4 protein-coding genes are annotated in these 3,850 nt (G+C 29.6%); all 4 read left to right on the top strand.

Features of this window, described 5'->3' with window-relative positions; translation table 11 throughout:
* Positions 1–49: 49 nt before the first annotated feature.
* Entirely contained in the window at positions 50–1,564 is a 1,515-nt protein-coding gene (locus tag VNJ50_RS02960) for a TlpA disulfide reductase family protein (protein WP_325578909.1), read from the top strand.
* Between the two features lie 213 nt (positions 1,565–1,777).
* Positions 1,778–3,379 carry a vitamin K epoxide reductase family protein gene (locus tag VNJ50_RS02955; RefSeq protein WP_325578907.1) on the top strand — a complete coding sequence of 534 codons (1,602 nt, stop codon included), beginning with the start codon at positions 1,778–1,780 and terminating at the stop codon, positions 3,377–3,379.
* 31 nt (positions 3,380–3,410) lie between these two features.
* Positions 3,411–3,605: a TIGR04149 family rSAM-modified RiPP gene (locus VNJ50_RS15650; RefSeq protein ID WP_414652861.1), complete on the top strand. Its 195-nt coding sequence runs from the start codon at positions 3,411–3,413 to the stop codon at positions 3,603–3,605.
* 29 nt (positions 3,606–3,634) lie between these two features.
* A partial coding sequence (locus VNJ50_RS02950) for a hypothetical protein (RefSeq protein WP_325578905.1) occupies positions 3,635–3,850 on the top strand: 216 nt, incomplete at its 3' end.

Raw genomic sequence — 3,850 nt, 5'->3', positions numbered from 1 at the left:
CTTGTAGTATTTTTAAGATAAAAAACATAATCAAAATAAGATATTAAAAATGAGAAAAACATTGAAATTACTGTTGTTAATTCCTTTATGCTTTTCGTTAAGTTTTTGTAAACAAAAAACAGAAGTTCCAGAAAAATTAGTATCGAACGATTTGGTTCTGATTGTTGATAATGAAATGAACAGCGTTCCGATTTCTATCTTTAAAAATTATGATTTTAAAGACAATGATCAGGTTCATTTTTATACAGAAAAAACGAATGACACTTTAAATATCCCTATAAATACATTCCAAAGTATTTTTTTATCTTCAAGATTTGCACCTAAAATTCCGTTAATAATTAATACCGGAGATACGTTATTTGTTAATTTGAAAGATAGCATTTTGACCTATAAAATTTCAAAATCCCATGAATATTCTATTCCAAAACTTTCTTTGAATTTAAGTCAAAAAGGAAAAAAAATTCAAAGTATACAAAATAGGTTTTATCAAATTGATTCTACAAAACCACTTCAATTAAAGCCATCAAAGTATGAGAAATTCACCCCACTCTATCCAATAATTAAAAATAAAGAACTGATTGCAAATAAAGATTCATTAAAAAACATAACGTTGTTAGAATTAGATTTTCTTAAAAACAGCATTGCTTTTTATGATTCTTTAAGTTCAAATAATATAAAAAACATAGGTTTTTATAAAATTCTAAAAGAGGAAACTGAAGGAAATACTTTTAGAAACTTATTGCGATTGCACAATCTTTCTAATGATGATTTTATACTTAAAAATATAACATCAAATCAATTTATCAACGACTCTTTAGTTAATAATAAGAACTTGTTGCTTTTCATGAATACATATATTAATAAAAAGATATTGAAAGATAGAAAATCTACTTCAAGATCAGGACATCATACAAATTATAAATTTGCTTATGAAGCGTTAGCAAACCATTTTGATAATGATTTATTAATGTATTCAAGAATGCTATGTTTAAATAGAATGGTTGAGCAAGAGGATCCTTATGAAGATATATTGTTTTATTACGAGGATTTTAAAAAACACCATTCAGATTCTGTTTTTACTAATAGTTTTGATAAAAAAATACGAATAGAATTGTCCAAACTTAGAACGCTTAAAGATGATGTAATTTTAATTACCTCTGATGCATCACAATTATCATTGGATTCATTAATAAAAACGAACAAAAACAAATTAATATACATCGATTTTTGGGCAAGTTGGTGTGCGCCCTGCATAGCAGCTATGCCAGATTCAAGAATTCTTGTAAATGAATATAAAGAAAAAGATGTTGTTTTTGTCTATATTTCAATAGATAAAGACTCTAATAAATGGGAAAAAGCATCAAGAGAAGAAGATTTATTTTCATTTGAAAACAATCTCTTAGCTGTTAATTATCCGAATGCTAATTTTTATAAAGATTTAAAAATACAAACCATTCCTCGCTATATACTATTCGACAAAAATGGGAAATTAGTTCAGCCAAATGCACCAGGACCAGGTGGTGGAGAAATAAGAAAATTATTGGATGAACACTTAAAAGAGTAATTATATAGAATTAATCATGTATCCTAGTAGAGTTATGATTCAATGTGACACAAAATCTCTCTCAAAGTTTAATGACAGAACACATGGGTTTTGGAACAGAAACTTTAACATAAGTTCCGTCTGAGACGGAAAGTTATTTGTATTGTTCTATTTAATTTTGAAGTGAACCTATTATCAAGAGTTCAGTTTCTTATCAAATAATTTTTCTATTAAATGAACAATCTAAAGAATGTTTTCAATTACCTGGATGCGGAACAAATACAATTGGACAAGGAGGAATTTGAGTTTCAATATAATTCCCATCCAGATTACCCATCTTTATTGGCGCTAAGTGATACTTTGAGTTTTTTTAATGTCAATAATGCTGCATTCAAAATTGAAAGTACCGAAATTGACTTGTTACCGAATAATTTTCTAGCTAATTTAAAAAAAGACAACGTTAACTTCCTGTCCTTTGTTGAGAAAAAAGAAACAACAATCTCATATACCAACGGTTCTGAAAAGAAATATTCACTGCCTAAGGATCAATTTGTTGAACTATGGGACGATGTGATCCTACTAGCAGAGAAAGACACAGAAATTGTAAAGCCTAAACCAAAAAACTGGATTAGCCTAAGTCTGCGAGTTTTAACTCTTGTTCTTTTTGTTACCGTTTTGGTTATCGGACAACCAAACAAATGGTTCGGACTTTTTTATGTCTTCCCGATTATAGGTCTATTTCTTTCCATTAGTGTATTAAAAGACTTAATTGGAACTAAGAGTACTTTAATGGATAAGTTTTGCAATGTAACTGCAGCAACCAGTTGTCAAACGGTTGTTAATTCAAACAAATGGAAAGTTTTTAAAATCATTAGTTTTAGTGATCTCAGTATCGTCTTTTTTGCCACACAACTTCTAGCACTCTTTTTAATGGGCATATCCAATAATTATGAAAGTTATTTTTATCTCCAAGTTATCCTTTTACTTATTTCTGTTCCCATTATAGCCATCTCCATTTACTATCAAAAAGCAATAGAAAAAAAATGGTGCCCAATCTGCTTGACCATTTCTGCACTTCTCATTGCAGAATTGGGATACGTGCTATATTTAAATTCAATATTTAGCTTCAACATTACATGGAGTGGATTCTTTATTTTTCTGTTCGTAACCTCAACTACGGTGGCTCTTTGGCTTTCAATCAAAGAAACGCTAACAAAAGTGAAGAAATTAAAGGAGCAAGAGCTTAAGGCCCATCGTTTTAAGCGGAATTACAAGTTGTTTAAAAACATGTTATTGACTTCAAGACATTATGATCTGCCCAAAAGTTTATTTGTGTTTGGAAATCCCGATTCAAAATTAAATATCAGTATCGTGACCAGTCCTTTTTGCGGACACTGTACCGAGCCACATTATATGTTAAAATCGCTTTTGGACAAAAAATCTGAACATCTCAATATTTCCATATTATATAATGTCAGACCTGAAAATAAACGGTTTTTAACCTTTGTGAACACTTTAATAAATATAAACTCCGCTGAAGGTATCCATGGCTATTTTAATGCTATGGATGATTGGTACCAAGATAAAGAAAAATGGTCAGCAAAACATCAAACAAACGGAACCAATAAAAAAATAAATGATCTTTTATTTAAAAACCATAACTGGTTTATGGCACAGGACATCAATTTTACGCCCTGTTTATTTATTAATGGGTTTCGTTATCCAAGTGAATATGAGCTTTCTGATCTTCCTTTTTTTATTGATGAATTGATTGAAGATCATTCTTTATTGAATAAAAAGCATGAAATTAATCTAGCAGAAGCCGAAAAGCTATAAGAGAGTAGGCAATAATTCAATATTTTATATTATGAAAAAAATCAATTTAAATTCAGTAAAATCGTTTCTCTCAAGAGATGAGATGCGAGATATTAATGGTGGTGATTTCGTAATCCAACCTGGAGGTTGTGCATATGACTCAAATTGTTCTAGTAAATGTTCATCTCTTCTGGGTAATGGCACTAGAAAATGTGATTATTGTTGTGTTGCACTTACAAATGAATAATTAATTTGTGAAGTTCTGATATTTGTTCGATGGATAAAAAAAATCTGAATTTTATAGTGATCATCCTGCTCATAAGTTTCAATTCATTGACGGCTCAGATGGCTTTTGAAAAACAAGTTCATATTAAGGGCGTTGTTTCGGAAAATAGGGCGCATGACACTATTGTGTTTAGTAATTATGGGATTGACGCCAAATTTTATGAGAATCCCATTTTAATTTCCGAGGTAAAAAATGGAAAATTTGAT

Origin of the sequence: Gelidibacter sp. (assembly GCF_035577925.1) — a bacterium.
Lineage (GTDB): Bacteria > Bacteroidota > Bacteroidia > Flavobacteriales > Flavobacteriaceae > Gelidibacter.
The sequence above is the reverse complement of the archived record's forward strand: the minus strand, read 5'-3'. Positions and strand labels throughout refer to the sequence as shown.